We start from the raw sequence: 26,117 nt of genomic DNA, 5'->3' as shown, positions 1-26,117 counted from the left end.
GGTGAAACATCGTTGGATTCAAATGGATATCGCCAAGGGCATTGGCATCCTGATAATCGTCTACGCCCATGGCTGGTTCGTCGCCTCGTCCCCGGACCTGCTGTACCCGATCCTGGCGTCGTTCGTGCTGCCGCTGTTCTTCTTTTTGTCCGGGGTATTTTTCAAGCCGGAGCAAGCCTTCACGCAGATGGCGGTCCGCAAGGCGGACGGCCTGCTCAAGCCGTTTTTCTTCACCCTGCTGACCTACGTGATCGTGCGCGACCTGCTGCGTGGCCAACCACTGCTGCCGGATATCGGCGGTGTGCTGTATGCCTCGGTGGAGACTATCCCCTGGCAAGCGTTGTGGTTCCTGCCGCATTTCTGGGTGGCGATCCTGTTCAGTTGGGTCGTGCTGCGGCTGATCGAACGCCTGTCGCTGGCGGTGAGCTGCGTGCTGATGCTGGTGCCCTTGCTGATCGGCATCTGGATGTTGCCCTTCTTCTGGCAACTGCCAGTCACCGTCGGAGGGCAAACCTGGGTGCTGCCCGGCTTACCGTTCAGCCTCGATATCACCCTGATCAGCAGCACGTGTTTCATTTACGGTTACCTGCTGCGCGACAGGTTACGCAGGCATCAGGGCTCGCTGCTGACGCTGCTGATTTCGGTGGTGCTGTTCGCAGCGGTGTTCATCTATAGCCACGACACCATGGACCTGGCGCAACGGCGCTACGACCACTGGCTATGGACCAGCTTGCTGGCGGTGATTGGCGTCTACCTGTGCTGGGCATTGGCGCGGGCGCTGATGGTGTCGCCGTTGATCACCCGGGCGATGACCTACATCGGCCAGTCGACCCTGATCCTGTTGATCTTCCATGGGGAAATCCAGCACAAGACCTTCGACCTGATGGAGCGCCTGGGCCTGCCTGCATTTTTTGCGGCGTGCGTGGGGTTTGTGGTGGCGGTGGGGGCGCCGTTGCTGATTGGGGAAGTGATCAAGCGAGTGGCGTTCTTGCGGTTTTTCTACTTTCCGTTTGCCCTGCGCAAGGCGTAAAAAAACCCGTAGGCGCGAGCGCCCACAGGTTTTTTGGATCAGTCATCCAGTTGTTGCGGAGCAGGCTTGCTGCCGGGCTTGGCTGGCTTGGCTGGCTTGGTGCCCTTGGCCGGAGCGGGCGCCACAGGTTCGGGCTCTGCGACGGCAGCGGCTTCTTTTTCAGCCTGGGGCATCTGGTCGATGGCGCTGAAAAACGCCTTCAGGTCGAGGGTATCCGGTGGCACGGTCTTCTCGACTTTCTTCTCGCCGTCCTTGCCGATCAGGATCACTTTGGTGCCGCTGCCGGCACCCAGTTTGAGGGCACGGATCAGCGCATTGGTTTCAGGTGGAGTGAGCTTCTTGTTGTCCTTGGGATCCTTGGCGAACTTCTCCCCTTCGGCACCGATGCTGCCGAACTTGATGGTGTAGAACACCATGTTGCGCTCTTCAAACGACTGCTTGGTGGCAGGCTCGTCCAGTTGTCTCTTCAGGTCTGCCAAGGTGGCATTACCGGAATCAAGCTCCACCACCACCAGTGGCCGGGCTTTGCCCAAGTCCTGCTTGAGCGGGTTGATATCATCAGCAGCCAACAGCGGCCCCGTAAAAGCCATCAAGGTAGCCAGGGTCAGCGACCGGATGAGCATGCGCACCTCCTTTGAATTCCATGCAGGGTTCTTGAGTTTCATGTCTGCGACAGTCAAATTCAAGGATGATTCCTACGTCACTTTAAGAAAGCGTAGGTCAGGGCGCCCGCTACGCAAGGGTTTTGGCCTGTTCAATGCTCATTGTTTCCTTTGATTGCGGAAACATTACGAGACCTTCCACTCGGGCCAATGTCGCGCAAAGACAGGCGCGACAATGGGGTCGGCATCCACCCGCACGAGGGTCTGGGCAAAGCCTGGAGCCAGGGAGTTCAGGGCCTCCCGCGCCTCGTCCCAGCGCGACACCGCCGCCGCCATGATGCCCAGGGCATTCGGCGCCTGGTTCGGGGCAAACAACTGGCCCGCGAACTGATTGGCAAACACCACCCAGGCATGGTGCAGGTAGCGACGCGTGCCGCTGGTCAATTGTGCTTGTGCTGCCGGGTCCGCATCCCCCAGCCAACGCTGTGGGTAGTCGAGGATGCCGATGGCCGAGTAGCAATTGGCAGCGATGTATACCAGGCCCCTGATGATCTGGGCACGGTCGCCGCTGAGCAGGTGCGAGTCGGGATACTCCAGGCCCAGGTGGATCAGGATCGCCGCACTTTCGGTCAACACCTGGCCATCGGGCGTGACCAGGGTGGGGATCTGCTTGAGCGGGTTGATGCGCGCCAGGGCTTCGCTGCCCGCACCGTCCTGCCAGGAACTGGCGTCCACCCGTTGCCAGGGCACCGCGCAACGTTGCAGGGCGATTTCGATCATGCAGGAGCCCGACTCGTCTGTGCCATAGAGCGTGTACATAGGTGCTTCCTCCTTATCGCAGCAGCTTTGCCTGCAAGTTGGCCTTCACCTGCGACCATTCCGAATCAATGATGCTGAAGCGTACCGAGTTGCGCTTGCGACCGTCGGGCATGATGCGTTCGTGGCGCACGATGCCTTCCTGGACGGCGCCCAGGCGCAGAATCGCGGCTCGGGATTTTTCGTTGAGTTCGTCGGTGGTGAATTGCACGCGCACGCAATCGAGGACTTCGAAAGCGTAAGTCAGCAGCAAGAGCTTGGCTTCGGTGTTGATCGCGGTTTTTTGGGTGGACTGCGCCAGCCAGGTATGGCCGATTTCCAGCTTGCGATTGGCCCGGTCAACCTTCCAGAACCGCGTGCTGCCGACGATCCGGCCGGTGTCCCGGCGCACGACGGCAAATGGGATAACCGTGCCGGCATCACGTCCGGCCAAGGCCGTGTCGATGTATTGATCGACCGTGTGCGGGCCCGGTACATGGGTGACCTTGAGGTTCCACAGCTCGCCGTCGGCGGCTGCGTCGAGCAAGGCGGCCGCGTGTTCACGCTGCAGGGGCAAGAGCTCGACCGTGTGGCCGGTCAGGGTGATGTGGGTCATGGGGCGGCGCCGTCGGATGGTCGTCAGAGAACAAGAGTGCAGGCTCTCACCCGGACGAGGCAAGTGTTTTAGAACAGGCCCATTTGCCCACCGACCAGGGTGCTGAAATCATCATTCACGAACGGCAAAATAGCATCGGCCACCGGCTGTAACTGGCGGGTAACGTAGTGGTCGTAGTCGATCGGCGCCTGGCGCACTTCCAGTGGTTCGGGGCCATTGACGCTGATCACGTAGCTGATCCAGCCGCCGCGCTGGTATTGGCGTGGGCGGTTCAGGCGGTCGTTGTAGTCGTCGGCCAGGCGCGCAGCACGCACGTGAGGCGGAACGTTGCGTTCGTAGTCATCAAGCTGGCGGCGCAGGCGCTTGCGGTAGATGAGCAATTCGTCGAGCTCGCCGTTCAATGTGCGCCGCACGTAGTCGCGCACATAGTCCTGGTGGGGCTGGCGATGGAAGATGCGCTGGTAGAGTTCCTGCTGGAATTGCCGGGCCAGGGGCGACCAGTCGCTGCGCACGGTTTCGAGGCCCTTGTAGACCATCTCCTCGCTACCATCGGCGCGCACCACCAAGCCGGCGTAGCGCTTCTTGCTGCCCTCCTCCGCGCCACGGATGGTGGGCATCAGGAAGCGGGTGAAGTGGGTTTCGTACTGCAGTTCCAGGGCGCTTTGCAGGCCGAACGCATCGTGCAAATGCGTGCGCCACCATGCGTTGACGTGCTGCACCAGTGCCCGGCCGATGCGGCTGGCATCGGCCTGGGAATGAGCGCTGCCGAGCCAGACAAAGGTGGAGTCGGTGTCGCCGTAGATCACTTCATAGCCCTGGGCTTCGACCAGCGCGCGGGTCTGGCGCATGATCTGGTGGCCGCGCATCGTGATCGACGAGGCCAGCCGTGTATCGAAAAAGCGACAACTGCTGGAGCCGAGTACGCCATAGAAGGCGTTCATAATGATTTTCAGCGCCTGGGACAGCGGCGCATTGTGTTCACGCTTGGCCTCTTCGCGACCTTCGGAAACACGAGCAACGATGGACGGCAGGCAATGCCGGGTGCGGGAAAAGCGCGCACCGCGAAAGCCTTCCACGGACTCGCTGTCGTCCGGGTGCTTGAGGCCCTCGATCAGGCCCACCGGATCGATCAGGAAGCTGCGGATAATCGACGGATAGAGGCTTTTGTAATCGAGCACCAGTACCGATTCGTAGAGGCCGGGGCGCGAGTCCATGACAAAACCGCCGGGGCTGGCCTGGGGCGGCTTGTCGCCCAGGTTCGGCGCGACGAAACCCTGGCGGTGCATCAGCGGCAGGTACAAGTGCGTGAAGGCGGCCACCGAGCCACCGTTGCGATCGGCCGGCAACCCGGTGACGCTGGCGCGTTCGAGCAGGAACTTGAGCAGCTCGGTCTTCTCGAAAATCCGCGTGACCAGCTCGCAGTCCTTGAGGTTGTAGCGCGCCAGGGCGGGCTTGTCTTCGGCGAACATGCGGTTGATTTCGTCCATGCGCTGGTACGGCGTGGAGATGTCCTTGCCCTCGCCAAGCAGGGTTTGCGCGACGTTTTCCAGGCTGAAGGATTCAAAGCTCCAGGTAGCGGAGCGCAGGGCTTCGATACCATCGATGATCAAGCGCCCCGCCGCCGCGGCAAAATAGTGATTGCGGCTGCCATGTTCGCGCCAGGCCATGGGCTCGGCGCCACGGCCAAGCAGCAGCGGCACATTGAGGCGCTTGGCATGTTCGTGGAGCACGCGCAGGTCGAACTGCACCAGGTTCCAGCCGATGATGGCATCGGGATCATGGGTGGCGAGCCATTGATTGAGGCGTTCGAGCAATTGGGCGCGGGTCTCGCAGTAGTCGAGCTTGAAGTCGACTGCGTCGGTGTTGTTCGGTGGACCGAGCATGTACACCTGGCGTTCGCCGCAACCTTCGAGGGCGATGGAGTAGAGATCGCCCTGGGCCGTGGTCTCGATGTCGAGGGATACCAGCTTGAGCGAGGGGCGGTAGTCCGGCGCGGGTTTCATCTGCGCGTCGAGCAGCGTGCCGCTGGCATCCGGCGTGCCGCCGAACCACACCGGGGCGGTGATGAAGCGTTCCATCATGTAGCGCTCGGGGGGCCGTACATCGCCTTCGTAGACATCCACCCCGGCGGTGCGCAAGCGTTTTTCCAGATCCATCGCCTGACGATGCTGACGGGTGTACAGGCCCAGGACCGGGCGGTGATGGAAGTCGCACAGTTGCAACGGCCGCAACTCGATATCGCGCTCATCCTTGAGCAACCAATCCAGCGGCTTGCGGTGGGCCTCGGGAATGAACATCACCGAGGTTTGCACGGGGAGGCGGATAAACCGTGGCCCAAGGTCCGTGGCCAGCCAGAAGCTGACCTCCGTGCCCCCAGGGGTGTCGCGCCAATGCCGGGTCAGGACAAAACCCTGCTGTAAATCCACCGTACCGCACCTCAGGAATCGCTTTCAGGGCGTGATTCTACCTGTCATACGTCTAAACGCCGAACGTTTGCGGCGAACAACCGGTGATCAGAGGGTAGCCACGGTGTCGGCAGCCATTGACGTCTACAAGAAGCTGGAAACGGGCATCGCCCATGATGCCCGTTTGGGTCAAGCCTGCCGGGCTTGGCTGAGATAGTTTTCGATATTGCCCATCTGCTCATCCCATCCACGGGAGTTCATCTTGAAGGCTTTCTGACGGCGAGCCTCGGGAATGGCGTCGAAGCCCGACTCAACGACCCGCAGCAGAATGCCAGGCGCGCGGTCTTCAATCGTGAACTCCACCAGGGTGGGTGTCTCCTGGTCGTAGTCGACAGTCTTATCGACCGCGAACGGATGCCACCAGAAAGAGAACAACGTTTGCGGCAGGATGCGCTCGATCTTGGCTTTCCACACCACATGTTCGTAACCAGGATAGGTAATCGGTGCTTCGATGGTCTCCCCGGCAACAAAGGTCTTGCCCTTGAGGGCAATGCCAAACCAGCGACCGAATTGTTCGGCATCGGTCAGTGCCGCCCACACTTGTTTACGTGAAGCGTTCAGCAGGACTTTTCGTTCTATGCGATCTAATACATGCATAAGTCACCTCCTCCATTGACAGTAGGCGACATCGACCAATGCGCAAACTTCGGTTGTGCGCGATGATGATGACCCCATCCTTGACCCGGCCATAGGTTATGACTGACCCGTTGAATGGAAGTTGCTTCTGTAAAGGCGTGCGCTATCAAGTGGACAGCCTGGACATGCCCATCAGCCACTGCCACTGCGACAGCTGCCGCAAAGTGCACGCGGCTGCGTTCGTGGCCACAGCCGGCGTGATGCGCAAGCATTTTCGCTGGACGCAAGGTGAGGACCTGCTGTCGTCGTTTGAGTCTTCGCCGGGCAAGCACCGGCATTTCTGCTCGCGCTGCGGCTCACATCTGATCGCTGAACGTGAGTTTCAGCCGCATGTGATTGTGCGGGTGGCGACGCTGGATGATGATCCGGGCGTCAGGCCCACCTCGCACATCTGGACGGCCCATGATGTGCCGTGGCTGACTTATGAGGGCGTGGAACAGTGGGATGAGTGGAAGACCTGATTCGTCAGACGTGCGGGTCGCCCGGTGCCTTGCTCGGGGTCGCATATTGCGGCTTCAAGTGGCCTTCCTGGTCGAGTAGCCAGGCGTCCATGATCTGGCGCACTACAGGGCCTGCCACACGTCCGCCCGCCTCGCCGTTTTCGATCATCACCGAGATCACGATTTTCGGGTGTTCCGCTGGTGCGAAGCCGACGAACAAGGCGTTGTCGCGATGGCGCTCCAGGGTCTTGTTGCGGTTGTAGCGCTCCCCCTGCTTGATTGCCACTACCTGCGCGGTACCGCTCTTGCCAGCAATACGATATTGGGCGCCAAGCGCAGCAGCCCGGGCGATACCGCGCGGGTCGTGCATTACCAATTGCATACCGTGGTTGACCTGCTCCCAATCGCGCGGGTCCTTGAGGACCACGTTGGGCATGGGGTTCTCATCCACCGGCGGCACGCCATTGATGGTCTTGGCCAAGTGCGGTCGGTTCCACACACCTTTGTTGGCGATCAACGCGGTGGCTTGAGCCAGTTGCAGCGGCGTGACCTGCATATAGCCCTGACCGATTCCGAGGATCACGGTTTCACCCGGGAACCAGGGTTGGCGCCTTGTTGCACGCTTCCAGGCCTGGGATGGCATCAAGCCAGCGGACTCTTCGAACATGTCCAGTGAGACCTTCTGGCCAAGGCCGAATTCGGCCAGATAGTCGTGCAAGCGGTCGATCCCCAGCTTGTGGGCAAGGTCGTAGAAGTAGGTATCGTTGGAACGCATGATGGCCGCGTCCATGTCCACCCAGCCGTCGCCACTGTGGTTCCAGTTGCGGTATTTATGGTCAAAGTCCGGCAGTTGGTAGTAACCGGGGTCGAAGACGCGGGTTTGGGCTGTGACGACGCCACTGTCGAGACCGGCAATCGCCACTTCCGGCTTGATGGTTGAGCCTGGGGCATAGAGCCCGCGCAATACGCGGTTGAACAGTGGCCGGTCGATCGAGTCGTGCAGCGCGGCGTATTCCTTGAAGCTGATACCGGTAACGAACAGATTCGGGTCGAAGCTCGGTTTGCTGACCATGGCCAGTACTTCGCCGGTTTGCGGGTCAAGGGCGACCACCGAACCACGACGATCGCCCAGGGCTTCTTCAGCCGCTTCCTGGAGTTTGACGTCCAGGCTCAGGACGATGTTTTTGCCGGGGATCGGGTCCGTATGCTTCAGCACGCGCAATACCCGGCCCTGAGCATTGGTCTCGACTTCTTCATAGCCGACATGACCATGCAGTTCAGACTCGTAGAAGCGCTCGATGCCGGTTTTACCAATGGATTGCGTACCGCGGTACTCCACCGAATCCAGGGCCTTGGATTCTTTTTCGTTGATACGGCCGACATAGCCGATGGAGTGAGCGAAGTGCGCACCCAGCGGGTAGTGGCGAACGAACTGTGGCTCCACATCGACCCCGGGAAGCCGGAATTCATTCACCGCCAATACGGCTATCTGCTCTTCCGTCAACTCGTAAAACAGTGTGACAGGGACGAAGGGGTGGCGTGCTTGCTTGAGTGCCTTATCGAACACGGCACGGTCTTCGGCGGGCAGGTGCAGCAGGTTGACGATGGCGTCGAGTTCACCTTTGAGATCCGTGGTGCGCTCGCGGGTAATGGTCAGGTTGTAGCTGGGACGGTTGTCAGCCAGCACAACCCCGTTGCGGTCATAAATAAGGCCGCGGGTGGGCGTGATGGGCAGGACATGGACCCGGTTGTTTTCAGAAATCGTCGAGTGATAGTCGAACTGCACTACCTGCAGGAAATACATGCGCCCCACCAAGGCACAGGTGATGCCAATCACCAACAGCGCGCAGGCGAGCAGACGTTTGTTGACCAAACGGTTTTCTTTTTCGTGATCTTTAATCGGTATGGGTTCAGGCATTTCTACAGCATCTCGTTGAAGAAGGTCGACGCCGCGTCCTGCGGATGAAAAATCAATCCTTGTGAAAATGTGCTGCACCATACCAAAAATGAAGAAACACTTTGCATCGATTTCCCCAACGGCACTCTGGAAGAGTTGTTTTGTGTAGTTGAGTCAAAATTCAGATGGGTATCTATGCTCCAACAGCCAGGCGTCACTCGGGCCAACATGCCATCAGGATGGTGGGATGCCAACCCGAGGGTGTGCGTCAGCGTTGTCGTCCTGCATGAGCACGCTTGCGCCTGCGCTTTTCGACCGCCCAAAACAAAACCCCATCTGCTTTCGCAAATGGGGTTTCGGAATTTAATCTTGACGATGACCTACTCTCACATGGGGAAACCCCACACTACCATCGGCGATGCATCGTTTCACTACTGAGTTCGGGATGGGATCAGGTGGTTCCAATGCTCTATGGTCGTCAAGAAATTCGGGTACTGAGTCGTGGCCAGTTGGCCTCGCTTCAGCAAATTGGGTATGTGATAGCTTTCGGTGTTTTGTGCGTTTCGAACTTTCGGTTCGTTTCGTCTTCACACACCGCAATCTGGTGCCTTTTCAGGTCAGCAAATTGCTTGGGTGTTATATGGTCAAGCCTCACGGGCAATTAGTATTGGTTAGCTCAACGCCTCACAGCGCTTACACACCCAACCTATCAACGTCGTAGTCTTCGACGGCCCTTCAGGGGACTCAAGGTCCCAGTGAGATCTCATCTTGAGGCTAGTTTCCCGCTTAGATGCTTTCAGCGGTTATCTATTCCGAACATAGCTACCCGGCAATGCCACTGGCGTGACAACCGGAACACCAGAGGTTCGTCCACTCCGGTCCTCTCGTACTAGGAGCAGCCCCTCTCAAATCTCAAACGTCCACGGCAGATAGGGACCGAACTGTCTCACGACGTTCTAAACCCAGCTCGCGTACCACTTTAAATGGCGAACAGCCATACCCTTGGGACCGGCTTCAGCCCCAGGATGTGATGAGCCGACATCGAGGTGCCAAACACCGCCGTCGATATGAACTCTTGGGCGGTATCAGCCTGTTATCCCCGGAGTACCTTTTATCCGTTGAGCGATGGCCCTTCCATACAGAACCACCGGATCACTAAGACCTACTTTCGTACCTGCTCGACGTGTCTGTCTCGCAGTCAAGCGCGCTTTTGCCTTTATACTCTACGACCGATTTCCGACCGGTCTGAGCGCACCTTCGTACTCCTCCGTTACTCTTTAGGAGGAGACCGCCCCAGTCAAACTACCCACCATACACTGTCCTCGATCCGGATAACGGACCTGAGTTAGAACCTCAAAGTTGCCAGGGTGGTATTTCAAGGTTGGCTCCACGCGAACTGGCGTCCACGCTTCAAAGCCTCCCACCTATCCTACACAAGCAAATTCAAAGTCCAGTGCAAAGCTATAGTAAAGGTTCACGGGGTCTTTCCGTCTAGCCGCGGATACACTGCATCTTCACAGCGATTTCAATTTCACTGAGTCTCGGGTGGAGACAGCGCCGCCATCGTTACGCCATTCGTGCAGGTCGGAACTTACCCGACAAGGAATTTCGCTACCTTAGGACCGTTATAGTTACGGCCGCCGTTTACCGGGGCTTCGATCAAGAGCTTCGCGTTAGCTAACCCCATCAATTAACCTTCCGGCACCGGGCAGGCGTCACACCCTATACGTCCACTTTCGTGTTTGCAGAGTGCTGTGTTTTTAATAAACAGTCGCAGCGGCCTGGTATCTTCGACCGGCATGGGCTTACGGAGCAAGTCCTTCACCCTCACCGGCGCACCTTCTCCCGAAGTTACGGTGCCATTTTGCCTAGTTCCTTCACCCGAGTTCTCTCAAGCGCCTTGGTATTCTCTACCCAACCACCTGTGTCGGTTTGGGGTACGGTTCCTGGTTACCTGAAGCTTAGAAGCTTTTCTTGGAAGCATGGCATCAACCACTTCGTCATCTAAAAGATAACTCGTCATCAGCTCTCGGCCTTAAGATCCCGGATTTACCTAAGATCTCAGCCTACCACCTTAAACTTGGACAACCAACGCCAAGCTGGCCTAGCCTTCTCCGTCCCTCCATCGCAATAACCAGAAGTACAGGAATATTAACCTGTTTTCCATCGACTACGCTTTTCAGCCTCGCCTTAGGGACCGACTAACCCTGCGTCGATTAACGTTGCGCAGGAAACCTTGGTCTTTCGGCGTGGGTGTTTTTCACACCCATTGTCGTTACTCATGTCAGCATTCGCACTTCTGATACCTCCAGCAAGCTTCTCAACTCACCTTCACAGGCTTACAGAACGCTCCTCTACCGCATCACTTACGTGATACCCGTAGCTTCGGTGTATGGTTTGAGCCCCGTTACATCTTCCGCGCAGGCCGACTCGACTAGTGAGCTATTACGCTTTCTTTAAAGGGTGGCTGCTTCTAAGCCAACCTCCTAGCTGTCTAAGCCTTCCCACATCGTTTCCCACTTAACCATAACTTTGGGACCTTAGCTGACGGTCTGGGTTGTTTCCCTTTTCACGACGGACGTTAGCACCCGCCGTGTGTCTCCCATGCTCGGCACTTGTAGGTATTCGGAGTTTGCATCGGTTTGGTAAGTCGGGATGACCCCCTAGCCGAAACAGTGCTCTACCCCCTACAGTGATACATGAGGCGCTACCTAAATAGCTTTCGAGGAGAACCAGCTATCTCCGAGCTTGATTAGCCTTTCACTCCGATCCACAGGTCATCCGCTAACTTTTCAACGGTAGTCGGTTCGGTCCTCCAGTTAGTGTTACCCAACCTTCAACCTGCCCATGGATAGATCGCCCGGTTTCGGGTCTATTCCCAGCGACTAGACGCCCTATTAAGACTCGCTTTCGCTACGCCTCCCCTATTCGGTTAAGCTCGCCACTGAAAATAAGTCGCTGACCCATTATACAAAAGGTACGCAGTCACCCAACAAAGTGGGCTCCCACTGCTTGTACGCATACGGTTTCAGGATCTATTTCACTCCCCTCTCCGGGGTTCTTTTCGCCTTTCCCTCACGGTACTAGTTCACTATCGGTCAGTCAGTAGTATTTAGCCTTGGAGGATGGTCCCCCCATATTCAGACAAAGTTTCTCGTGCTCCGTCCTACTCGATTTCATGACTAAGAGATTTTCGCGTACAGGGCTATCACCCACTATGGCCGCACTTTCCAGAGCGTTCCGCTAATCTCAAAGCCACTTAAGGGCTAGTCCCCGTTCGCTCGCCACTACTAAGGGAATCTCGGTTGATTTCTTTTCCTCAGGGTACTTAGATGTTTCAGTTCCCCTGGTTCGCCCCTTACACCTATGTATTCAGTGTAAGGTAACCATCTTATGATGGCTGGGTTCCCCCATTCAGACATCTCCGGATCAAAGTCTGTTTGCCGACTCCCCGAAGCTTTTCGCAGGCTACCACGTCTTTCATCGCCTCTGACTGCCAAGGCATCCACCGTATGCGCTTCTTCACTTGACCATATAACCCCAAGCAATCTGGTTATACTGTGAAGACGACATTCGCCGAAAATTCGAATTTCTCAATTAAGAGAACTCACAAATTTTACCTTAGCCTGATCCGTTACCAGTGAAAGTAACGTTCAGTCTATCTTTCTATCACATACCCAAATTTTTAAAGAACGATCTAATCAAAGACTAGAAATCAACATTCACCATCGCAGTGATGGAATGCTCATTTCTAAGCTTTCAACGTCTAGAAGCAGTAGTGGTGGAGCCAAACGGGATCGAACCGTTGACCTCCTGCGTGCAAGGCAGGCGCTCTCCCAGCTGAGCTATGGCCCCGTATTTCTACAGGCGTTTCCCACACAAAATTGGTGGGTCTGGGCAGATTCGAACTGCCGACCTCACCCTTATCAGGGGTGCGCTCTAACCAACTGAGCTACAGACCCAATTTCGGGCTGCTTCTTTATCGTCTTCTTCAATGAATCAAGCAATTCGTGTGGGAACTTATGGAGCAGCTGATGTCGTCGATTAAGGAGGTGATCCAGCCGCAGGTTCCCCTACGGCTACCTTGTTACGACTTCACCCCAGTCATGAATCACACCGTGGTAACCGTCCCCCCGAAGGTTAGACTAGCTACTTCTGGTGCAACCCACTCCCATGGTGTGACGGGCGGTGTGTACAAGGCCCGGGAACGTATTCACCGCGACATTCTGATTCGCGATTACTAGCGATTCCGACTTCACGCAGTCGAGTTGCAGACTGCGATCCGGACTACGATCGGTTTTGTGGGATTAGCTCCACCTCGCGGCTTGGCAACCCTCTGTACCGACCATTGTAGCACGTGTGTAGCCCAGGCCGTAAGGGCCATGATGACTTGACGTCATCCCCACCTTCCTCCGGTTTGTCACCGGCAGTCTCCTTAGAGTGCCCACCATAACGTGCTGGTAACTAAGGACAAGGGTTGCGCTCGTTACGGGACTTAACCCAACATCTCACGACACGAGCTGACGACAGCCATGCAGCACCTGTCTCAATGTTCCCGAAGGCACCAATCTATCTCTAGAAAGTTCATTGGATGTCAAGGCCTGGTAAGGTTCTTCGCGTTGCTTCGAATTAAACCACATGCTCCACCGCTTGTGCGGGCCCCCGTCAATTCATTTGAGTTTTAACCTTGCGGCCGTACTCCCCAGGCGGTCAACTTAATGCGTTAGCTGCGCCACTAAGAGCTCAAGGCTCCCAACGGCTAGTTGACATCGTTTACGGCGTGGACTACCAGGGTATCTAATCCTGTTTGCTCCCCACGCTTTCGCACCTCAGTGTCAGTATCAGTCCAGGTGGTCGCCTTCGCCACTGGTGTTCCTTCCTATATCTACGCATTTCACCGCTACACAGGAAATTCCACCACCCTCTACCATACTCTAGTCAGTCAGTTTTGAATGCAGTTCCCAGGTTGAGCCCGGGGATTTCACATCCAACTTAACTAACCACCTACGCGCGCTTTACGCCCAGTAATTCCGATTAACGCTTGCACCCTCTGTATTACCGCGGCTGCTGGCACAGAGTTAGCCGGTGCTTATTCTGTCGGTAACGTCAAAACAATCACGTATTAGGTAACTGCCCTTCCTCCCAACTTAAAGTGCTTTACAATCCGAAGACCTTCTTCACACACGCGGCATGGCTGGATCAGGCTTTCGCCCATTGTCCAATATTCCCCACTGCTGCCTCCCGTAGGAGTCTGGACCGTGTCTCAGTTCCAGTGTGACTGATCATCCTCTCAGACCAGTTACGGATCGTCGCCTTGGTGAGCCATTACCTCACCAACTAGCTAATCCGACCTAGGCTCATCTGATAGCGCAAGGCCCGAAGGTCCCCTGCTTTCTCCCGTAGGACGTATGCGGTATTAGCGTCCGTTTCCGAACGTTATCCCCCACTACCAGGCAGATTCCTAGGCATTACTCACCCGTCCGCCGCTCTCAAGAGAAGCAAGCTTCTCTCTACCGCTCGACTTGCATGTGTTAGGCCTGCCGCCAGCGTTCAATCTGAGCCATGATCAAACTCTTCAGTTCAAACATCTTTGGGTTTTTAAGAAACCCTAAACTTGGCTCAGCAATCGTTGGTTACATCTTTGATTTCTCGCGGAGTAACTTGTGATGCTGATAATCTTGTTGACTATCAGTCTGACTCCACAAGCACCCACACGAATTGCTTGATTCAGTTGTTAAAGAGCGGTTGGTTAAGATCTTTCGTCTCAACCGAGGCGCGCATTCTACAGCAGCCTCATTTGCTGTCAAGTGATTATTTTCAGAAGTTTTCAAAGTTTCCTTTGTAACTTCAACCACTTGCGCTTCCGATCTCTCGTTAGCGGGAGGCGAATTCTACAGCGTTACACGCTGCTGTCAACACCTCTTTTTCTCCGCTTTCGACCGAGAGGATCGAAACGTTAATAGAGCCAAACGACACTGCTCTACCAACTCCTTCTGGGCTTCGATGAACTGAAGCAGGTCGCTGTCGAATCTTGCGTAACTCTTTGTTTACCAAGGAGTTTTCCGTTTCGACTGCGCCGGAAGTGGGGCGAATTATAGACTTCCAGAATCTGCCGTCAACTCTTTATTTGGAATTTCTATCAAACCACCGAAAACACCTGACATTCCTTCTATATAGGACGTGTGGCAGCGATAGTTGGGCAATATATTGCTCATTACTCAACAGTTCAGCATCATAGCGACCTCTGCTTCTCTACTATGACCTTGGACGACACACCTCAATGACCACCCCACCCCGCAGCCTGGCCTCGGCATTGTTTCCAGTAGGCCTGCTGTTAATCGCCATGGCCTCCATACAGTCCGGCGCTTCGCTGGCCAAGAGCATGTTCCCTATCATCGGCGCACAAGGCACCACGACCCTGCGCCTGATTTTCGCCAGCGTGATCATGCTGCTTCTATTGCGCCCCTGGCGCGCAAAGCTGACGGCCAAGTCCCTGCGCACCGTAATCGTCTACGGAATGGCGCTGGGCGGCATGAACTTCCTCTTCTATATGTCCTTGCGCACCGTCCCCCTGGGCATTGCAGTAGCACTCGAATTTACGGGCCCCCTCGCCGTGGCTATCTATGCATCACGGCGAGCGATGGACTTCCTGTGGATTGCCCTCGCGATCATTGGCCTGCTCCTGCTGATCCCGATGGGGGAAGCCAGCAGTGGCATTGACTTGATCGGCGCGGGCTACGCATTGGGTGCGGGCGTCTGCTGGGCGCTGTATATCCTGTTTGGCCAAAAAGCCGGCAACGACAACGGCGTACAAACCGCCGCGCTGGGCGTCATGATTGCCGCCCTCTTCGTCGCACCGATTGGTATCGTCCATGCCGGTACTGCATTGCTGACACCCGCCCTGATCCCTATCGCCATTGGCGTCGCCATTCTGTCCACCGCCTTGCCCTATACCCTTGAAATGGTCGCACTGACCCGACTACCCGCCCGCACCTTCGGTACGTTGATGAGCATCGAGCCCGCGTTCGGCGCGCTTTCCGGCCTGTTTTTCCTGCATGAGCACTTATCCCTCGCCCAATGGCTGGCCATCACCTGCATCATCCTGGCCTCCGTAGGCGCCACATTGACCATGCGCAATGAATCCAAACCACTGGTGCCCGCCGACTAATCATCTTTCGAGGTAGCTCTGGTATTTGCCGCTCATTTAGGCCATGTTTAGTCGGTAAACCAATGTCATTCATGGAGAATTTCGACAAGGACAGCCCGAACGCTACAATCGAGAGCGAGTAAGGCCAGCTCCAGGCTTTTTTGCGGAGCGGCTATTAAGGATAGGAATGAAGCGAATTTTGATACTGTTCATGGTCGTGGCCATTGCTGGCTGTGCCGCGACCACCAAGACAGAAGTGAAGCGGGGCAAAAAAGGGCTGCATATCAACTGTTCGGGCCTGTCGTCCTCCTGGGACCAGTGCTACACCAGTGCCACCAATTCTTGCGGAGCCAAGGGCTACCGGGTTATCGCCAAATCCGGTGACAATTCCGAGGAGCCTGGGGACTACCCCTTCGGCCTCAACCCTGCTGGCTACACCAGCCGCAGCATGATCGTCATCTGTAAGTAGTCACCCGAGCAGTCCCCGACTACTCCGATCAAATTCCTGACACAAACCTGCCCTTTGCGATGCTGTGGCTACACTCCTGCTTGATCACCGAGCCAAAGGAGTTCCCATGACGCACAACAAGAAAATCGTTTTGGTAGTGGGTGCGGGCGATGCAACCGGCAGCGCCATTGCCAAACGCTTTGCCCGCGAGGGGTATGTGGCCTGCGTCACCCGTCGCAGCGCCGACAAACTGCAGCCGCTGGTGGACAGCATCCAGCTGGCGGGCGGCCAAGCCCATGGTTTTGCTTGCGATGCGCGCAAAGAAGAAGGCGTTATCGCACTGATCGAACAGATCGAAAGCGAACTGGGCCCTATCGAAGTCCTCGTCTTCAATATCGGCGCCAACGTCCCCTGCAGCATCCTGGAAGAAACGGCGCGCAAATACTTCAAGATCTGGGAGATGGCGTGTTTCTCCGGTTTCCTGAATGCCCGCGAAGTCGCCAAACGCATGGTTACGCGCAACCGCGGCACCATCCTGTTCACCGGCGCCACGGCAGGTCTGCGTGGAGCTGCAGGGTTTGCCGCGTTCGCCGGCGCCAAGCACGGAATTCGCGCCCTCGCCCAAAGTATGGCGAGGGAATTAGGCCCCCGAGGTATCCACGTCGCCCACGTGGTGGTGGACGGCGCTATCGATACCGCGTTCATTCGCGACAATTTTCCGCAGAAATATGCCCTCAAGGATCAGGACGGCATTCTCAACCCCGACCATATCGCCGATAACTATTGGTTCCTACATAGCCAGCCACGGGACGCCTGGACTTTCGAACTGGACCTGCGCCCCTGGAACGAGCCCTGGTAGTCACGCCTCCCATAACAATAAGCAGCGAGCAGCAACCATGAATAAGCCCCTGGAGTTCTTCTTCGACCTCGGCAGTCCCGCCACTTACCTGGCGTATACCCAACTCCCTGCCCTGTGCGCCGAAACCGGCGCACTGCTGGTGTATCGGCCAATACTATTAGGGGGCGTATTCAAGGCGACCGGCAACGCTTCCCCGATCACCGTCCCCGCCAAAGGTCGCTACCTGTTGGATGACCTGGCGCGATATGCCCGACGCTACAAGGTTGTGCTCAAGTTCAGCCCGCACTTCCCTATCAATACGCTGGTATTGATGAGGGCAGTTACCGGCATGCAAATGCACCAACCTGAACGCTTCCAGGCCTTCATCGACTGCCTGTTCCACGCCCTCTGGGTAGAAGGCCGTCATTTGGGAGACCCCGCCGTCGTGGCCACAGTCCTCACTGAGCAGGGTTTCGATCCGGAACAAATATTGGCCCTGTCCAACGATGAAGTCGTAAAAGCCGCCCTCAAGGACAACACCGAACGAGCCGTTCAACGCGGGGTGTTTGGTGCGCCCAGCCTGTTTGTAGGAGATCAGTTGTTTTTCGGCCAAGACCGTCTGGAGTTTGTACGGGAAGCCCTTGGCAACATTTCGATCGTCGACCGCCCTTGAACGTCCCCTTGCGAACCCGTCTTAGGCGGCAACGATTGAATGGGGGCTCGGCATTGCGCTGTCGCCCCCCTGAACCGCAACCGATCAAATAGCGGCAGTGCGGACCTGCAACCACTCCAGCGCGGCACCGCTTAGCAATGGGCTCAAACGCTCCCGCACCTCGGCGTGGTAGGCGTTGAACCACTGGCGCTCATCAGCCGTCAACAACGATGGCTCCAGGCAACGTGTATCGATGGGGCACAAGGTCAGGGTTTCGAACGAGAGGAACTCACCAAACTCGGTCTTGCCCGCTTCACGGTTCAATACCAGGTTCTCGATGCGCACGCCCCAACGGCCTGGGCGATATGTACCGGGCTCAATCGAGGTGATCATGCCAGGCTGCATCGCGGTTTGCGGTGCGGTCGCGGCCTGATAGGCGATCACCTGTGGGCCCTCATGCACATTGAGGAAATAGCCTACGCCGTGACCGGTACCGTGGCCGTAGTCCACGCCCTCAGCCCAGATCGGCGCCCGCGCGATCGAATCCAACAGCGGCGAGAGGATACCCTTGGGGAAATGCGCACGGGACAGGGCGATCACACCTTTGAGTACCCGGGTACAGTCGCGCTTCTGCTCCTCGCTCGGCGTACCGATGGGCACCATCCGCGTGATATCCGTCGTGCCGCCCAGGTACTGGCCGCCCGAGTCGATCAACAGCAGGCCATCACCTTCGATCAGCGCGTGCTCTTCTTCAGTGGCATGGTAATGCGGCATGGCGCCATTGGCGTTGAAGGCCGCAATAGTGTTGAAACTCAGTGAAACATAACCCGGGCGACGGGCGCGTGCAGCCGTTAAATGTTCGTCGATGGTCAGCTCGGTAATGCGTTCACGCCCCAGGGCGCTGTCGAGCCAGGCGAAGAATTCGCACAACGCCGCGCCATCCTGTTCCATGGCCTGGCGGATATGTTCAGCATCGGCCAAGCTCTTGCGAGACTTGGCCAGCGTGGTCGGGTTCAATCCTTCGACCAACTTGACCCCCGCATCGAGATGCTCAAGCAAACCGGCAGTCACACGTGCTGGATCAACCTGCAAACTGGCGCCCGGCGGCACAGCACGCAATGCATCAGCCACTTCGCTGTAATCGCGTAGCGTCACCCCATCCCGCGCCAACGTGGCACGCAACTCGGCATCGACCTTGCCCAGTGCCACGAACAAGGTGGCCTGCTGCTGATTGACCAGGGCAAAGGACACAAACACCGGGTTGAACGACACATCGCCGCCGCGCAGATTGAACAGCCACGCAATGTCGTCCAGCGTCGCAATGAAGTGCCAGTCGGCGCCCCGCTCTTTCAAGCTGCTGCGCAGTGCGGCAAGTTTCTCGCCACGGCTAACGGTGGCCTGGGGCGGCAGATGCGGGTAGATCGGTTGATTCGGCAACGGCGGCCGGTCTTGCCAGACCTCATTCAACAGGTCGATATCGGTACGCAAGCGCGCGCCACGCTCCGCCAGCTTGCTGCCCAGGGTTCGCGCCGAGGCCACGGCCATGACCGCACCGTCGACCGCCACCACACCGCCTTCCGGGGTTTGTTCGGCCAGCCATTCCAACGGACCGGGTTGGCCGGGTTGCAGTTTTACCAACTCGATACCGCTGCCCTTGAGCTCCTTGCTCGCCTGTTCCCAGTAACGGCTGTCAGCCCAGACACCGGCGAAGTCCGCGGTGACAATCAGTGTCCCGACCGAACCATGAAACCCCGACAACCACTGGCGACCCTGCCAGTAGCCGGGCAGGTATTCGGACAAGTGTGGGTCGGCCGACGGCACCAGCAGGGCGTGAATGCCCTCGCGGCTCATCAGTTCACGGGTATGCGCAAGGCGCTGGGGCACCGTTCCATGGGTCAAAGGCTGCGTACTCATTGTGTCTCCTGCTAACCACGAATAATTGTTATGTGCTGCAAATGGATAATCAGACCGCCCAGAACGCCGGTGCACTGGCAAGGGCGGCCTTGATCAATTGCACAGCCTGGTCGATATCCTGTTCGGTGGTAAACCGGCCCAGGCTCAGGCGAATGGTTCGAGCGGCGGAGCGTGCATCATGGCCCAGGGCCAGAAGGACGTGGGACGGTGCATTGCTGGCCGAGTTGCAGGCCGACGTCGCCGAAAAGGCGATACCGGCACTCAGGGCGGCAGAATTGAATTCGCCTTCGCCGAACGTCAGGCTGAGGGTGTGCGGAATACGCTGCGCCGGGCTGCCATTGAGGCGTACGCCTGCCACCGGTGCCAACTGATCCAGCAGGCGCTGGCGCAAAGCCACGATCCGGGCCTTCTCCTCCGCAAAAGACTCCGCCGCCAAGGCAAACGCCGCCCCCATGCCCGCGATTTGATGCGTCGCCAGGGTGCCGGAACGCAAACCGCCCTCATGGCCACCGCCATGAATCTGCGCAGATACCTTCTGCTGGGCCCGAGGCCCGACATACAACGCGCCGATGCCCTTGGGACCGTACAGCTTGTGGGCGGAAAATGACATCAGGTCCACCGGCCATTGCGTCAGGTCGATAGCCACCTTGCCCGCCCCTTGCGCCGCGTCCACATGCAGCAACGCACCCTGCGCCCGCACTCGCGCGCCAATCGCCGGAATGTCATTGAGGGTACCCAGTTCGTTGTTCACCAGCATCAGCGACACCAGGAAGGTGTCCTCACGCAAGGCTTCGCTGACCGCCTCGACACTGATCAAGCCATCGGCATCCGGCACCAGGTAGGTCACGGCCACCCCGGCGTCCTGCAACTGCCGCGCGGTATCCAGGGTTGCCTTGTGCTCGATCTGGCTGGTGATGATATGCCCGCCCGCCACGCCACGCGCCTGGGCCACGCCCTTGATCGCAAGGTTGTTGGATTCAGTGGCTCCGGAGGTCCAGACGATCTGTCCTGGCTCGGCGCCCACCAGCTCGGCCACCTGGCGACGTGCCTGTTCAACCGTTTGCCGGGCCGCTTGGCCGAACGCATGGGAACTGGACGCAGGGTTGCCAAAGTTGGCATTGAAGCCCAGGCACTCGACCATCACCTGGATGACCCGCTCATCCACCGGCGTGGTGGCGGCGTAGTCGAAATACAGCGGACGTTTATTCATGACGTTAAAGACTCGCAGAGCAGGTTCCCGAGAGCAGCGTCTCAGGGGCATCGACCGGAACAGAGGTGGTCAGGTTTACCTGGTCAAATGCCATTAGAAAAGGATGACTTTATGTAAATGTGCGTAGGAACGCTCCTGAAATTCAGCTTAACAGGCTGAAGTCGCTCCATGGCAAACAAAAAACCCGAGATTCCTTAAGGGAAACCTCGGGTTCTTCAGCACGGCGCAGCCACTCAACTGGGGCGCCCATGCAAGGTCACGCTGCGCTCGGCATTCATTTCACCCTGGCGATCAAAACCGAAGGGCTTCTGTGGCTGGCCGGTCAGTGCGGCGCGCTGCTGTTGGTATTCATCAAACGACAAGCCGCGACGGCTCAGCGCTTCCAGAGCCAATTGCTTGGTTTCTTCAGCGGTGTAAGGACGTGATTCCGGTGAGGGATGTGTCGCACAGCCGGTGAGGAAGGAAGCGACAAGTAATACGCAAACAGCGAGTGACTGGTTCATGGCGAAGGCTCTGCGAAGGAGGTGTAAGTCAATGAACACAGGCTACTCCCGCCCCCGCACAGTGAAAAATCATCGTCCGTGATAGTCGCTATCACCCGCCGCGACACCCTCGATAACCAGGCCAACATATTCTTTTACGATCTATTAATATGGAAATACGTTCATTTACGGAATAAAAACAACCCACTATAACTAGCTGCACGCCGGGCCCCAGTGTTCGCCAGGCAACTGTTGCGCAGGCAACAGTCATTCAACAATTCACCAGGCAGACAACAGCAACACTTTTCAGCAGTGAGCCTGTAACCCGCAGCCGGCAAGGCCTGCGCCCATTGGTACAGCTCTTGCTCAGCCCACGTACTTCACTCGCAATGAACCACTGTTGAAAAGGAACTGTTCATGACCCGTCCCCTGAATGTCGTTGCCCTCTCCGGCGGAACCTGGCGCCCGTCCCGTACCCTGGTGCTGACCCAAGCGGTACTCGCCGAACTGGCCAGCCTGCTGCCGATCCAGACCACCCTGATCGAACTGGGCGACATTGCCCGGCCACTGGGCGGCGCGCTGTCGCGCGATGAGCTGCCAGCAGAGATCGAAGCGCAACTGGTGACCATCGAGCAAGCCGACCTGCTGATCGTCGCCGCACCGGTCTATCGCGGCTCTTATCCCGGCCTGCTCAAGCACCTGTTCGACCTGGTCGGCCTCAACTCGCTGATCAACACGCCGGTATTGCTCGCAGCCACCGGCGGCAGCGATCGCCATGCACTGGTCCTCGATCACCAACTGCGGCCGTTATTCAGCTTCTTCCAGGCCTTGACCTTGCCGATTGGCGTGTATGCCACCGAAGCCGACTTCACCGACTACCAAATAACCAGCGAGCCCTTGAAGGGCCGTATTCGTCTTGCTGCAGAACGCGCGGCGCCCTTGTTTGCCGCGCACTCCACTTCTCTGCTGAAAATCGCTTAAGGATCTGTCATGGATGTTTTCTGGTTCCTGCCAACACATGGCGACGGTCATTACCTGGGCACAACCCAAGGTGCGCGGCCAGTCACCCTCAACTATCTGAAACAGGTCGCCCAAGCGGCTGACAGCCTTGGCTACTACGGCGTACTGATTCCAACCGGCCGCTCGTGCGAAGACTCCTGGGTCATCGCCTCGGCGTTGGTCCCCCTGACAGAACGCCTGCGCTACCTGGTGGCGATTCGCCCGGGCATCATCTCGCCCACGGTGTCGGCGCGCATGGCGGCGACCCTCGATCGCCTGTCCAATGGCCGCTTGCTGATCAACGTGGTGACTGGCGGTGACCCCGACGAAAACCGTGGCGACGGCAGCTTCCTCGATCACAGCGAGCGCTATGAAGTCAGCGACGAATTCCTCAAGATCTGGCGCCGTGTGTTGCAGGGCGAATCGGTGGACTTTGAGGGTAAGCACCTGCGCGTACAGAATGCCAAGGCGCTTTACCCGCCCGTGCAGAAGCCGTACCCACCGCTGTATTTCGGCGGTTCTTCGGACGCCGCCCATGACCTCGCCGCCGAACAGGTGGACGTGTACCTGACCTGGGGTGAACCCCCAGCCGCCGTCGCGGAAAAACTCGCGGATGTGCGTGAACGGGCCGCGCGTCATGGCCGCACCGTGAAGTTCGGCATCCGCCTGCATGTGATCGTGCGCGAGACCGAAGAAGACGCCTGGAAAGCCGCCGACAAACTGATCGAGCACATCAGCGACGACACCATCGCCGCGGCACAAAAATCGTTTTCGCGCTTTGACTCCGAAGGTCAGCGCCGCATGGCCGCCCTGCACGACGGGCGCCGCGACAACCTGGAAATCGCCCCCAACCTGTGGGCCGGTGTCGGCCTGGTACGCGGTGGTGCCGGCACCGCGCTGGTGGGCAACCCGCAGCAAGTGGCCGAGCGCATCAAGGAATACGCAGACCTGGGCATCGAGAGCTTTATCTTCTCCGGCTACCCGCACCTGGAAGAGGCGTATCGCTTTGCCGAGTTGGTGTTCCCGTTATTGCCGGAACCTTATGCCAGCCTGGCCGGGCGCGGCATCACCAACCTGACGGGGCCGTTCGGCGAAATGATCGCCAACGATGTACTGCCCGCCAAGCCCTGAGATCAATGAAGCCTGCCTTAGGTGGGAGGCGGCTTGCCCCCGATTGCGGCGGGTCAGCCCCGTAACTGGCAACTGACACACCGCTATCGGGGCAAGCCCGCTCCCACCTTTGGCCTTCATTGCCAAATAGACATTGAGGAACACCGCGTGACAGCCAAACCCCACAGCGTCCTGCCCTCCCCTTTGCAGACCGCCAAGTTGCTGGCCGCCGATTTCGCCCTCACCGCCGTCGAACGCGACGAACGCGGTGGCACGCCGAAAACCGAACGGGATGCCCTGCGCCAAAGCGGCCTGCTGGCCCTGAGTATTCCCACCCAATACGGTGGCCTCGGCGCACGTTGGAGTGACACCCTGGGCATCGTGCGCGAGTTCGCCAAGGTCGACAGCTCAATCGCCCATGTCTTCGGCTTCCACCACCTGATGCTCGCCACCGTGCGCCTGTTTTCGCGCCAGGACCAATGGCAACCCTGGTTCGAACAGACCGCGCGCCAGAACTGGTTCTGGGGCAACGCCCTCAACCCGCTGGACACACGCACGGTAGTCAAGGATTTCGGCGGCTGGCGCGAATTTTCCGGCAAGAAGAGCTTCTGCTCCGGCGCCAGCGATTCAGAAATGCTCATCGCCTCGGCCGTGGATGAAAGCGCTGGCGGCAAGTTGCTGATCGCCGCCATCCCCAGCGGGCGCAGCGGCATCACCCTGCACAACGACTGGAACAATATCGGCCAGCGCCAGACCGACAGCGGCAGCGCCAGCTTCGAACGGGTACGCGTGGAGGAATCGGAACTGCTGCTCGACCCCGGCCCGCTGAGCACACCCTTCGCCTGTCTGCGCCCACTGATCGCCCAGCTGACCTTTACCCATATGTTCCTCGGGATTGCCGAAGGGGCCTTCGAAGAAGCACGCCATTACACCCTGACCGAAACCCGTTCGTGGCACAAATCCAGCGCCGAGGACGTGCGCCAGGACCCTTACGTGCTGCACCACTACGGTGAGTTCTGGGTGGCCCTGGAAGGTGTGCGCCTGCTGGTGGAACGCGCCGCCGAATTGCTCGACCGCGCCTGGGCCAAAGGCCCCGGCCTCAGCGAAAACGAACGCGGCCAACTGGCCATCGCGATCGCCACCGCCAAGGTTGCCGCCAGCCGCCAAGGCCTGGAGCTGTGCAGCCGCCTGTTTGAAGTCACCGGCGCGCGGTCCACCCATGCTTCGCTGCGCCTGGACCGCCACTGGCGCAACCTGCGCACGCAAACCCTGCACGACCCCGTGGACTACAAACTCCACGAACTCGGGGACTGGGCATTGAACCAATCCCTGCCGACTCCCACGTTCTATTCCTAAGAGAGGTGCCCATGCAGCTTTTAACCCTACCGCCCTCGCCCGCCCTCGCGACCTCGATCCGCGCCACAGCCCAGGTCTTCGAAGACCCGAAATCCCAGGCGCTGCTCGACCATATCCAGCAAGTGGCGCCCAGCGAAGCCAGCGTGCTGATCATCGGCGAGACCGGCACCGGTAAAGAGCTGGTGGCGCGCCATATTCATAACCTCAGCGCACGACGCAACCGGCCGTTCGTGGCGGTGAACTGCGGGGCTTTCTCTGAATCCCTGGTGGAGGCCGAATTGTTCGGCCATGAAAAAGGCGCCTTTACCGGTGCCCTCAGCGCCAAGGCCGGCTGGTTCGAAGAGGCTGACGGCGGCACCTTGTTCCTCGATGAAATCGGCGATTTGCCGATGGCGATCCAGGTCAAATTGTTGCGGGTATTGCAGGAACGGGAAGTGGTGCGCCTCGGTTCGCGCAAAAGCATTCCCATTGATGTGCGTGTGCTCGCCGCGACCAACGTGCAACTGGAAAAAGCCATCAATGCCGGGCATTTCCGCGAAGACCTCTACTACCGGCTCGATGTGGTCAGCCTGGAACTCAGCCCGCTGCGCGAGCGGCCCGGCGATATCCTGCCGCTGACCCGTCATTTTATCGAAGCCTATAGCCAGCGCCTGGGCTATGGCCCGATCACCATCAGCCGCGAAGCCGAGCACAAACTCAAAAGCTACAGCTGGCCGGGCAACATCCGCGAACTGGAAAACGTGATCCACCACACTCTGCTGATCTGCCGCAATGGCGTGATCGAACGCGACGACCTGCGCCTGTCGAACATGCGTATCGAGCGTCAGGACGACAGCCAGCACAACACCGACAACAGTGCCGAAGCCTTGCTCGAACGGGCCTTTCAAAAACTGTTCGAAGAACAGGCCGGCGCCCTGCATGAAAAGGTCGAAGACGCGTTACTACGCGCCGCCTACCGGTTCAGCCATTACAACCAGGTCCATACCGCCAACCTGCTGGGTCTGAGCCGCAACGTCACACGCACGCGCCTGATCAAGATCGGCGAGTTGGCGGTAAACAAGCGCCGCCCCGGCGAAAACGTGCAAGGCGAGCGCATGCTGCACCTATCCATTTAGGCGACAGTGCAACGCGTTGTCATGGCTGCGCTCGAAACTGCGCAGCACCTGGAACGAACCGAAGGTCACGGCCGTGGCCTGGTGGGCGCGAATCAATGTCCAGAAATCTTCCTCTCCATGCTCGAAACACTTGAAGGCCGCCTCGCCGTCTTCACGCGAGCGCCATTGCAGGTAATTGAGCACCCGTCGTCCGTCATCGCTGACTTGCACACTCGCATTGATAAAGCCGCCATGGCCCTGGGCCAGACGTTCGCTCTGAATAGTCAGGGCTGCCACCAGGGCAGATTGTTGCCGGGGTTCGATCTGAAACTCGATCAATTGAGTGAAGCTGCGATTTTTCTCTGATACCTGCATGAACACTCCCC

Annotated in this window: 20 protein-coding genes, 2 tRNA genes and 3 rRNA genes; 10 read left to right on the top strand and 15 right to left on the bottom strand. The window is 58.2% G+C overall.

From position 1 onward, the window contains the following. The first annotated feature begins 22 nt into the window (after nucleotides 1–22). Nucleotides 23–1,030, top strand: a complete 1,008-nt coding sequence (locus AB7933_RS11835; protein WP_041160885.1) for an acyltransferase family protein — start codon at nucleotides 23–25, stop codon at nucleotides 1,028–1,030. Between the two features lie 38 nt (nucleotides 1,031–1,068). Here AB7933_RS11835 and AB7933_RS11830 read toward each other — a convergent pair whose 3' ends face one another. The 5 genes from AB7933_RS11830 to AB7933_RS11810 form a co-directional block, all read right to left on the bottom strand. Continuing rightward, nucleotides 1,069–1,653, bottom strand: a complete 585-nt coding sequence (locus tag AB7933_RS11830; RefSeq protein WP_041160884.1) for a DUF4174 domain-containing protein — start codon at nucleotides 1,651–1,653, stop codon at nucleotides 1,069–1,071. Nucleotides 1,654–1,818: 165 nt separating this feature from the next. After that, nucleotides 1,819–2,451, bottom strand: a complete 633-nt coding sequence (locus AB7933_RS11825) for a glutathione S-transferase N-terminal domain-containing protein (protein WP_024074420.1) — start codon at nucleotides 2,449–2,451, stop codon at nucleotides 1,819–1,821. Between the two features lie 13 nt (nucleotides 2,452–2,464). Continuing rightward, complete coding sequence (locus AB7933_RS11820) at nucleotides 2,465–3,043, bottom strand: GNAT family N-acetyltransferase (protein WP_024074419.1); 579 nt, start codon at nucleotides 3,041–3,043, stop codon at nucleotides 2,465–2,467. Nucleotides 3,044–3,111: 68 nt separating this feature from the next. After that, the gene (locus AB7933_RS11815) at nucleotides 3,112–5,469 is read right to left on the bottom strand and encodes a DNA polymerase II (protein WP_024074418.1); all 2,358 of its coding nucleotides are present in this window, start codon (nucleotides 5,467–5,469) and stop codon (nucleotides 3,112–3,114) included. A 168-nt stretch (nucleotides 5,470–5,637) separates the two neighbouring features. After that, on the bottom strand, nucleotides 5,638–6,105 hold the full coding sequence (locus tag AB7933_RS11810) for an SRPBCC family protein (protein WP_024074417.1): 468 nt from the start codon (nucleotides 6,103–6,105) through the stop codon (nucleotides 5,638–5,640). Nucleotides 6,106–6,203: 98 nt separating this feature from the next. Between AB7933_RS11810 and AB7933_RS11805 the strand changes: the two genes are divergently transcribed. After that, a complete protein-coding gene (locus AB7933_RS11805; RefSeq protein WP_024074416.1) occupies nucleotides 6,204–6,605 on the top strand; it encodes a GFA family protein in 402 nt (133 codons plus the stop codon). A gap of 4 nt (nucleotides 6,606–6,609) precedes the next feature. Here the strand turns inward: AB7933_RS11805 and mrdA are convergent, their stop codons facing one another. The 6 genes from mrdA to AB7933_RS11775 form a co-directional block, all read right to left on the bottom strand. Continuing rightward, nucleotides 6,610–8,502, bottom strand: coding sequence for a penicillin-binding protein 2 (gene mrdA / locus AB7933_RS11800; RefSeq protein WP_024074415.1), 1,893 nt, complete (start codon nucleotides 8,500–8,502; stop codon nucleotides 6,610–6,612). A gap of 346 nt (nucleotides 8,503–8,848) precedes the next feature. Continuing rightward, nucleotides 8,849–8,964: ribosomal RNA gene (gene rrf / locus AB7933_RS11795) — 5S ribosomal RNA — on the bottom strand. Between the two features lie 157 nt (nucleotides 8,965–9,121). Further along, nucleotides 9,122–12,013, bottom strand: a 23S ribosomal RNA gene (locus tag AB7933_RS11790). Nucleotides 12,014–12,260: 247 nt separating this feature from the next. Next, nucleotides 12,261–12,336 (bottom strand) — tRNA-Ala (locus tag AB7933_RS11785). Nucleotides 12,337–12,366: 30 nt separating this feature from the next. Further along, a tRNA-Ile gene (locus AB7933_RS11780) sits at nucleotides 12,367–12,443 on the bottom strand. An 83-nt stretch (nucleotides 12,444–12,526) separates the two neighbouring features. Further along, a 16S ribosomal RNA gene (locus AB7933_RS11775) occupies nucleotides 12,527–14,063 on the bottom strand. The 16S, 23S and 5S rRNA genes sit together here with 2 tRNA genes alongside, the layout of an rRNA operon. Nucleotides 14,064–14,761: 698 nt before the next feature. On the opposite strand from AB7933_RS11775, the gene rhtA reads away from it, so the two are divergent. The 4 genes from rhtA (at nucleotide 14,762) to AB7933_RS11755 (ending at nucleotide 17,587) form a co-directional block, all read left to right on the top strand. Continuing rightward, a complete protein-coding gene (gene rhtA, locus AB7933_RS11770) occupies nucleotides 14,762–15,649 on the top strand; it encodes a threonine/homoserine exporter RhtA (RefSeq protein WP_024074414.1) in 888 nt (295 codons plus the stop codon). A 166-nt stretch (nucleotides 15,650–15,815) separates the two neighbouring features. After that, nucleotides 15,816–16,097, top strand: coding sequence for a hypothetical protein (locus AB7933_RS11765; RefSeq protein ID WP_024074413.1), 282 nt, complete (start codon nucleotides 15,816–15,818; stop codon nucleotides 16,095–16,097). A 106-nt stretch (nucleotides 16,098–16,203) separates the two neighbouring features. Further along, nucleotides 16,204–16,935 (top strand): SDR family oxidoreductase, encoded by a 732-nt coding sequence (locus AB7933_RS11760; protein ID WP_024074412.1) that lies wholly within the window; start codon nucleotides 16,204–16,206, stop codon nucleotides 16,933–16,935. A 37-nt stretch (nucleotides 16,936–16,972) separates the two neighbouring features. After that, complete coding sequence (locus tag AB7933_RS11755; protein ID WP_024074411.1) at nucleotides 16,973–17,587, top strand: 2-hydroxychromene-2-carboxylate isomerase; 615 nt, start codon at nucleotides 16,973–16,975, stop codon at nucleotides 17,585–17,587. Nucleotides 17,588–17,671: 84 nt separating this feature from the next. On the opposite strand, the gene AB7933_RS11750 is transcribed toward AB7933_RS11755, so the two are convergent. From AB7933_RS11750 to AB7933_RS11740, 3 genes are all read right to left on the bottom strand, one after another. Then, entirely contained in the window at nucleotides 17,672–19,480 is a 1,809-nt protein-coding gene (locus AB7933_RS11750) for an aminopeptidase P family protein (RefSeq protein WP_024074410.1), read from the bottom strand. 49 nt (nucleotides 19,481–19,529) lie between these two features. Then, nucleotides 19,530–20,690, bottom strand: a complete 1,161-nt coding sequence (locus AB7933_RS11745; protein WP_024074409.1) for a cysteine desulfurase family protein — start codon at nucleotides 20,688–20,690, stop codon at nucleotides 19,530–19,532. Between the two features lie 233 nt (nucleotides 20,691–20,923). Continuing rightward, entirely contained in the window at nucleotides 20,924–21,193 is a 270-nt protein-coding gene (locus AB7933_RS11740; protein ID WP_024074408.1) for a hypothetical protein, read from the bottom strand. A 396-nt stretch (nucleotides 21,194–21,589) separates the two neighbouring features. On the opposite strand from AB7933_RS11740, the gene msuE reads away from it, so the two are divergent. The 4 genes from msuE (at nucleotide 21,590) to AB7933_RS11720 (ending at nucleotide 25,752) form a co-directional block, all read left to right on the top strand. Then, complete coding sequence (gene msuE, locus AB7933_RS11735; RefSeq protein WP_024074407.1) at nucleotides 21,590–22,153, top strand: FMN reductase; 564 nt, start codon at nucleotides 21,590–21,592, stop codon at nucleotides 22,151–22,153. A 9-nt stretch (nucleotides 22,154–22,162) separates the two neighbouring features. Beyond that, a complete protein-coding gene (gene ssuD / locus AB7933_RS11730; RefSeq protein WP_024074406.1) occupies nucleotides 22,163–23,302 on the top strand; it encodes an FMNH2-dependent alkanesulfonate monooxygenase in 1,140 nt (379 codons plus the stop codon). Nucleotides 23,303–23,449: 147 nt separating this feature from the next. Then, the gene (locus AB7933_RS11725) at nucleotides 23,450–24,637 is read left to right on the top strand and encodes an acyl-CoA dehydrogenase family protein (protein ID WP_024074405.1); all 1,188 of its coding nucleotides are present in this window, start codon (nucleotides 23,450–23,452) and stop codon (nucleotides 24,635–24,637) included. 11 nt (nucleotides 24,638–24,648) lie between these two features. Beyond that, nucleotides 24,649–25,752, top strand: coding sequence for a sigma-54 interaction domain-containing protein (locus AB7933_RS11720; protein WP_024074404.1), 1,104 nt, complete (start codon nucleotides 24,649–24,651; stop codon nucleotides 25,750–25,752). Here AB7933_RS11720 and AB7933_RS11715 read toward each other — a convergent pair. Next, the gene (locus AB7933_RS11715; protein WP_041160883.1) at nucleotides 25,741–26,106 is read right to left on the bottom strand and encodes an antibiotic biosynthesis monooxygenase; all 366 of its coding nucleotides are present in this window, start codon (nucleotides 26,104–26,106) and stop codon (nucleotides 25,741–25,743) included. The two genes, AB7933_RS11720 and AB7933_RS11715, sit on opposite strands and share 12 nt — an antisense overlap. Between the last annotated feature and the right edge of the window lie 11 nt (nucleotides 26,107–26,117).

It is taken from the genome of Pseudomonas gorinensis (assembly GCF_042015035.1).
GTDB classification, from domain to species: Bacteria; Pseudomonadota; Gammaproteobacteria; order Pseudomonadales; family Pseudomonadaceae; genus Aquipseudomonas; species Aquipseudomonas gorinensis.
This window is presented reverse-complemented; position numbering and strand designations above follow the sequence as displayed.

Bases quoted from the DNA above. Each gene is read 5' to 3' on its own strand.
- AB7933_RS11835 (WP_041160885.1), top strand. From the start codon at position 23: ATGGATATCGCCAAGGGCATTGGCATCCTGATAATCGTCTACGCCCAT.
- AB7933_RS11830 (WP_041160884.1), bottom strand. From the start codon at position 1,653: ATGCTCATCCGGTCGCTGACCCTGGCTACCTTGATGGCTTTTACGGGG.
- AB7933_RS11825 (WP_024074420.1), bottom strand. From the start codon at position 2,451: ATGTACACGCTCTATGGCACAGACGAGTCGGGCTCCTGCATGATCGAA.
- AB7933_RS11820 (WP_024074419.1), bottom strand. From the start codon at position 3,043: ATGACCCACATCACCCTGACCGGCCACACGGTCGAGCTCTTGCCCCTG.
- AB7933_RS11810 (WP_024074417.1), bottom strand. From the start codon at position 6,105: ATGCATGTATTAGATCGCATAGAACGAAAAGTCCTGCTGAACGCTTCA.
- AB7933_RS11805 (WP_024074416.1), top strand. From the start codon at position 6,204: ATGACTGACCCGTTGAATGGAAGTTGCTTCTGTAAAGGCGTGCGCTAT.
- mrdA (WP_024074415.1), bottom strand. From the start codon at position 8,502: ATGCCTGAACCCATACCGATTAAAGATCACGAAAAAGAAAACCGTTTG.
- rhtA (WP_024074414.1), top strand. From the start codon at position 14,762: ATGACCACCCCACCCCGCAGCCTGGCCTCGGCATTGTTTCCAGTAGGC.
- AB7933_RS11765 (WP_024074413.1), top strand. From the start codon at position 15,816: ATGAAGCGAATTTTGATACTGTTCATGGTCGTGGCCATTGCTGGCTGT.
- AB7933_RS11760 (WP_024074412.1), top strand. From the start codon at position 16,204: ATGACGCACAACAAGAAAATCGTTTTGGTAGTGGGTGCGGGCGATGCA.
- AB7933_RS11755 (WP_024074411.1), top strand. From the start codon at position 16,973: ATGAATAAGCCCCTGGAGTTCTTCTTCGACCTCGGCAGTCCCGCCACT.
- AB7933_RS11750 (WP_024074410.1), bottom strand. From the start codon at position 19,480: ATGAGTACGCAGCCTTTGACCCATGGAACGGTGCCCCAGCGCCTTGCG.
- AB7933_RS11745 (WP_024074409.1), bottom strand. From the start codon at position 20,690: ATGAATAAACGTCCGCTGTATTTCGACTACGCCGCCACCACGCCGGTG.
- AB7933_RS11740 (WP_024074408.1), bottom strand. From the start codon at position 21,193: ATGAACCAGTCACTCGCTGTTTGCGTATTACTTGTCGCTTCCTTCCTC.
- msuE (WP_024074407.1), top strand. From the start codon at position 21,590: ATGACCCGTCCCCTGAATGTCGTTGCCCTCTCCGGCGGAACCTGGCGC.
- ssuD (WP_024074406.1), top strand. From the start codon at position 22,163: ATGGATGTTTTCTGGTTCCTGCCAACACATGGCGACGGTCATTACCTG.
- AB7933_RS11720 (WP_024074404.1), top strand. From the start codon at position 24,649: ATGCAGCTTTTAACCCTACCGCCCTCGCCCGCCCTCGCGACCTCGATC.
- AB7933_RS11715 (WP_041160883.1), bottom strand. From the start codon at position 26,106: ATGCAGGTATCAGAGAAAAATCGCAGCTTCACTCAATTGATCGAGTTT.